Below are 5,823 nucleotides of genomic sequence, written 5' to 3'. Positions count from 1 at the left end.
TCGGCAACCTGGACGTCCACTACTCCTCGGGTGTGGCGAACCACTTCTTCTACCTGCTCTCCGAGGGCAGCGGCAGCAAGACGATCAACGGCGTGAGCTACAACTCGCCGACGTCCAACGGCTCCACGGTCACCGGCATCGGCCGCGCCAAGGCGCTGCAGATCTGGTACAAGGCGCTGACGACGTACTTCACGTCGACGACGAACTACAAGTCGGCCCGCACCGGCACGCTGAGCGCGGCGGCCGCGCTCTACGGCTCCGGCAGCACCGAGTACAACGCGGTGGCGGCGGCCTGGTCCGCGGTCAACGTCAGCTGACCCGAGGGGGGTTGGCGGGGCGGCACCCGGGGAGAGGGTTTCCCCGGGTGCCGCCCTACTCTTGTGTCCCATGCCCCCGAGCGACTTCACGTACGACGACATCGGCGCGACCCGGCGCGGCGGGTTCTGCCCGCCGGGCTTTCACCAGATGCAGGTGCGTACGCGCATCGGCGAGGGCGAGAAGGTCTTCCGCCGGGCCTGTGAGGCGGTGCTGACCTGGGAGATGCACCGGGAGATGGGCGTCGGCATCGAGGCGAGCGCGGACCGCGCCGCCGCCGGCGTCGACGTCACGGTCACCCTCGCCGGGATGATCAAGGCGCCCTGCCGGATCGTCTACACGGTCGAGGAACCCCGCCGCGCCGGCTGGGCGTACGGCACGCTGGCCGGGCATCCGGAGTGCGGCGAGGAGGCGTTCGTCGTGGAGCGGACCGGCGACGGCACGGTGTGGCTGACGGTGTCGGCGTTCAGCCGCCCGGCCAAGTGGTACGCGCGAGCGGGCGGGGCGGCCACCCGGGGCCTGCAGAACGCCTACGCGCGGCGCTGCGGGAAGGTGCTGCGCAGGATGTGCGCCGACCTCGCCGAGTGGTGAGGGCCCCCGCGGCCGGAGCCGGGCGGGGCGGCCGCAGGACCGCCCCGCCCGGCAGGCCGGAGCGCTAGCGCATCAGCACGCCCGCCCCCTCGCCGGTCTCCTCGCTCGGCACGGCCACCAGTCCCAGCTCCGCGCCGGACGCCAGCAGCCGGTGCGCGGGCAGGATGCGGACGGTGTAGCCGTAGGGGCCGGTGCGGTCCAGGGAGAGGGGGCCCTCGTAGACCCAGCGGCCGTCGGAGTCCGGGGCGCCCGCCGGTTTCAGCGGGACCGCCTCGGCGTCCGCGATGCGGTCCTGGGTGTCGACCCGGCCGGAGACGGCCTGCACCTCCACGTCGTCCGGGCCGAGGTCACCGAGCGCGACCCGGACCCGCAGGGCGAGCGTCGTGCCCAGTTCCGCGGTCGCCGTGGTGGCCGAGGTCTCCACGTGGTCGACCTTCACCTCGTGCCAGGCGGCCCGCACCCGCCCCTTCCAGGCGGCGAGTTCGCGCGCGGAGTCCGGGTCCATCGCCCGGTGCGCCTGCGCGGCCGGGGCGTACAGGCGCTCCACGTACTCCCGCACCATGCGGCCGGCCAGCACCTTCGGACCGAGCAGGGTCAGGGTCTGGCGGACCATCTCGATCCAGCGGTCGGGCAGGCCGTGCTGCCCGCGTTCGTAGAAGCGGGGGGCCACCCGCTGCTCCAGCAGGTCGTACAGCGCCTCCGCCTCTATGTCGTCGCGCCGGTCCGGGTCGGTTCCCACCCCGTCCGCCGTCGGGATCGCCCAGCCGAAGTCGGGCTGGAACCACTCGTCCCACCAGCCGTCCAGGACGGAGAGGTTGAGGCAGCCGTTGAGGGCCGCCTTCATGCCGGACGTGCCACAGGCCTCCAGCGGGCGCAGCGGGTTGTTCAGCCAGATGTCGCAGCCCGGGTAGAGCTTCTGCGCCATCGCCATGCCGTAGTCGGGGAGGAAGACGATGCGGTGGCGGACCCGGGGGTCGTCGGCGAACCGGACCAGCTCCTGGACCAGGCGCTTGCCGCCGTCGTCCGCCGGGTGCGCCTTGCCCGCCACCACGATCTGCACGGGCCGCTCCGGGTGCAGGAGCAGGTCCATCAGCCGGTCGCGGTCGCGGAGCATCAGGGTCAGGCGCTTGTACGACGGGACCCGGCGGGCGAAGCCGATGGTGAGGACGTCGGGGTCCAGGACCCCGTCGATCCAGCCCAGCTCGGCGGTACCGGCGCCGCGCTGCCGCCACGACGCGCGCAGCCGCGCGCGCACCTCGTCGACCAGCTGCTCGCGCAGGTTGCGGCGCAGCTCCCAGATGTCCTGGTCGGGGATGTCGGTGACGGCGTCCCAGCGGTCGGAGGCGCCGACGGTCAGCGCGTCCTCGGTGCGCTGGGCGCCGATCTGCCGGGCGCCGAGCCGGAACACCTCGGGGGCGACCCAGGTGGGGGCGTGGACGCCGTTGGTGACGGAGGTGATCGGCACCTCGTCGGGGTCGAATCCCGGCCACAGTCCGGAGAACATCTCCCGGCTGACGTGGCCGTGCAGCAGCGAGACGCCGTTGGCGCGCTGGCCCAGGCGCAGGCCCATCACGGCCATGTTGAACAGGTTGGGCTCGCCGCCGGGGTAGGTCTCCATGCCGAGCCGCAGGACGCGCTCGACGTCGATGCCCGGCAGCTCGGCGTCGGGGCCGAAGTGGTGGGCGACGAGCTCGCGGTCGAAGCGGTCGATGCCGGCCGGGACGGGCGTGTGGGTGGTGAAGACGGTCCCGGCGCGCACCGCCTCCAGCGCGGAGTCGAAGTCCAGCCCCTGGGCGCACAGTTCGGCGATGCGCTCCAGGCCGAGGAAGCCCGCGTGCCCCTCGTTGGTGTGGAACACCTCCGGCTCCGGGTGCCCGGTCAGCCGGCAGTACGTCCGCACCGCCCGCACCCCTCCTATGCCCAGCAGCATCTCCTGCAGCAGCCGGTGCTCGCTGCCGCCGCCGTAGAGCCGGTCGGTCACCCCGCGCTCGCCGAGGTCGTTCTCCTCGACGTCCGAGTCGAGCATGAGCAGCGGCACGCGGCCGACCTGGGCGAGCCAGATCCGGGCGTGCAGCCGCCGGCCGCCGGGCAGCGCCAGGGAGACCTGGGCGGGGCTGCCGTCGGGCTCGTTCAGCAGGGCCACCGGCAGCTCGTTGGGGTCGAGGACCGGGTAGTGCTCCTGCTGCCAGCCGTCACGGGAGAGGGACTGCCGGAAGTAGCCGTGCCGGTAGAGCAGGCCCACGCCGATCAGCGGGACACCGAGGTCGCTGGCGGCCTTGAGGTGGTCGCCGGCCAGGATGCCGAGCCCGCCGGAGTACTGGGGCAGGGCGGCCGTGACGCCGAACTCGGGCGAGAAGTAGGCGACGGCGGCCGGAAGATCGCCGGACTGCGCCTGGTACCAGCGCTCGCCCGACACGTAGTCGTTGAGATCGTCCACGACCGCCGTCAGCCGGCGCAGGAACCGGCGGTCCTCGGCCAGTTCCGCGAGCCGCGCCGGCGACACGCTGCCGAGCAGCCGTACGGGATCGCCCTCGGAGGCGGCCCAGCGTTCGGGGTCGACGGACTGGAAGAGGTCGCGGGTCTCCGCATGCCAGGACCAGCGCAGATTGCGCGCGAGATCGCTGAGCGGCCGCAGGGGGTCGGGGAGAACGGGCCGGACGGTGAAACGACGGATAGCCTTCACTTTCCCACCTCGACGCGTGTGCTGTGCGGACGCACAACACTGTGCGCCTCGTCGTCGATGACGACGTTATCGGTGCGGGGGCCCTGAGAACCACGGCGCGTCCAAGAGGGCGGCACTCTCGTACAGAGTCCGAAAACCACCGCAAGCTTCGCCCGTCCCCCATGGCCGACATGGCCGATTCACCCCGTGGGCCCTCTTGTGGGGCCTCACACCGCACGAGAGGCTGCCGAGGGGGAGACACAGGGAGGGGAGAACGACCATGGCACGGACGCGCAGCAGACGTCTGCGCCGGGCAGCGGGCCTGACCGCGGTGGCCTGTGCCGCCGCGCTCTCGGCCGCCACCCTGCCCGCGCAGGCGGCACCCGAGGGGCGGATACTCGGCGCCGGCCGGCCCGGCTCCGTCAGCGGCAGTTACCTGGTGACACTCGAGGGAGGCACGAGGGCCGCGACGCCGGCCGGCAAGGGCATCGCCGAGAAGTACGGGGCCCGTATCAGCCATACCTACGGCTCCGTCCTCAACGGCTACGCGATCAGGGCCGACGCGCGGCAGGCCGCCCGCCTCGCGGCCGACCCACGGGTCGCCTCGGTGGCCCAGGACACCCGGGTCGCCCTCGACCGCACCCAGCGCAACCCTCCGTCCTGGGGCCTGGACCGGATCGACCAGCCGGTCGGGCCGCTGGACAGGCACTACACCTGGCCCTCCGCCGGCGGCGCGGGGGTGACCGCCTACGTGATCGACACCGGTGTCCGGATCACCCACAAGGACTTCGGCGGGCGCGCGAGCTACGGCTGGGACTTCGTCGGCGACGACGGGACCGCCTCGGACGGCAACGGCCACGGCACGCACGTCGCCGGGATCATCGCCGGCACGAGGTACGGCGTGGCCAAGAAGGCGAAGGTGGTCGCCGTACGCGTGCTCGACAACTCGGGCTCCGGTACGACGTCGCAGGTCATCGCCGGTATCGACTGGGTGACCCGGCACGCCAGGAAGCCGGCGGTGGCCAATCTCAGCCTGGGCGGCCGGCACAACGCCCAGCTGGACGCGGCCGTCCGCAACTCCATCGCCTCCGGTGTCACCTACGCCGTCGCGGCCGGGAACGACGGCCTGCCGGCCGCCCTGTCCTCCCCCGCGGACGTCAGGGAGGCCATCACGGTCGGCGCGACCGACCGGACGGACGCCCGGGCGGCCTTCTCCGGCTACGGCTCCGCCGTGGATCTCTTCGCTCCCGGGGTGTCGATCACCTCGGACTGGGGTAGCAGCGACACCGCGAAGGCGACCATCTCGGGCACGTCGACGGCGACACCGCACGCGACGGGCGCCGCCGCGCTGTACCTGGCCGGCCGTCCGAGGGCCACGCCGGAACAGGTCGCCCGCGCCCTGTTCCGACTGGCGGTCTCCGGGGTAGGCGGACGGGGACCCGGTTCGCCGGACGAACTGCTGCAGGTGCCGTCTTCTTAGGAACTACGTAGGAAATTCGTGGGAACTTGACCCAGAGACGGCCCCGTTCGTTCACGAACGGGGCCAGTCTTGTGTGGAGACAAACGCGTGAGTAGTTAACAAAGTGCCGGAATGCTCACCCGAACAGGGTGGGAAGGCTCCTCCGGTACCTTCCACGACAGAAGCCACGCAGGACCCCCCTCCCCACAGCCAACCGGCCACCCATGTTGACGCGGACAGGAGCGGTCATGCCCGCCACGCACCACTCGTCGGCACCCCCGACGCCCCGCGCCGAGCCGGCCACCGCCGGCGTCGGACGCATCCCCGTCCTCGACGTCCGCCCGGTCGTCCAGCACGGCCGCCTCCCCGCGAAGGCGGTCGCCGGAGAGTCGTTCGAGATCTCGGCCACCGTTTTCCGCGAGGGCCACGACGCCGTCGCCGCCAATGTCGTTCTCACCGACCCCGAGGGCCGACCGGGCCCGTGGACGCCGATGCGCGAGCTGGCGCCCGGCACCGACCGCTGGGGCGCCACCGTCACCGCCGGAGAACCCGGCCACTGGACGTACACGGTGGAGGCGTGGGGCGACCCGATCACCACCTGGCGCCACCACGCGCAGATCAAGATCCCGGCCGGCCTGGACACGGAGCTGGTCCTGGAGGAAGGGGCACGGCTGTACGAACGGGCGGCGGACGACGCGCCCGAAGGGAAACGCGAGACCGTGCTGGCCGCGGCCGCCGCCCTGCGCGACGAGTCCCGCCCGGCCGCCTCCCGCCTGGCGGCGGCGTTGACGCCGGA

Annotated in this window: 5 protein-coding genes; 4 read left to right on the top strand and 1 reads right to left on the bottom strand. The window is 72.8% G+C overall.

What is annotated here, in order from left to right; translation table 11 throughout:
• Positions 1-317: M4 family metallopeptidase (locus tag M8J74_RS43480; protein WP_249841682.1), on the top strand; the 317-nt coding region annotated here is incomplete at its 5' end.
• 70 nt (positions 318-387) lie between these two features.
• Entirely contained in the window at positions 388-906 is a 519-nt protein-coding gene (locus M8J74_RS43475; RefSeq protein WP_249841681.1) for a DUF1990 domain-containing protein, read from the top strand.
• A 64-nt stretch (positions 907-970) separates the two neighbouring features.
• On the opposite strand, the gene M8J74_RS43470 is transcribed toward M8J74_RS43475, so the two are convergent.
• A complete protein-coding gene (locus M8J74_RS43470) occupies positions 971-3,589 on the bottom strand; it encodes a glycosyltransferase family 1 protein (protein WP_249841680.1) in 2,619 nt (872 codons plus the stop codon).
• Positions 3,590-3,848: 259 nt separating this feature from the next.
• On the opposite strand from M8J74_RS43470, the gene M8J74_RS43465 reads away from it, so the two are divergent.
• Complete coding sequence (locus M8J74_RS43465; RefSeq protein WP_249841679.1) at positions 3,849-5,048, top strand: S8 family peptidase; 1,200 nt, start codon at positions 3,849-3,851, stop codon at positions 5,046-5,048.
• Positions 5,049-5,275: 227 nt separating this feature from the next.
• A partial coding sequence (locus M8J74_RS43460) for a maltotransferase domain-containing protein (RefSeq protein ID WP_249841678.1) occupies positions 5,276-5,823 on the top strand: 548 nt, incomplete at its 3' end.

Source organism: Streptomyces panaciradicis, from assembly GCF_023516615.1.
Classification (GTDB): domain Bacteria; phylum Actinomycetota; class Actinomycetes; order Streptomycetales; family Streptomycetaceae; genus Streptomyces; species Streptomyces panaciradicis.
This window is presented reverse-complemented; position numbering and strand designations above follow the sequence as displayed.

What these genes read in the sequence shown, in the direction of transcription:
- M8J74_RS43475 (WP_249841681.1), top strand. Translation starts at nt 388, where the DNA reads ATGCCCCCGAGCGACTTCACGTACGACGACATCGGCGCGACCCGGCGC.
- M8J74_RS43465 (WP_249841679.1), top strand. Translation starts at nt 3,849, where the DNA reads ATGGCACGGACGCGCAGCAGACGTCTGCGCCGGGCAGCGGGCCTGACC.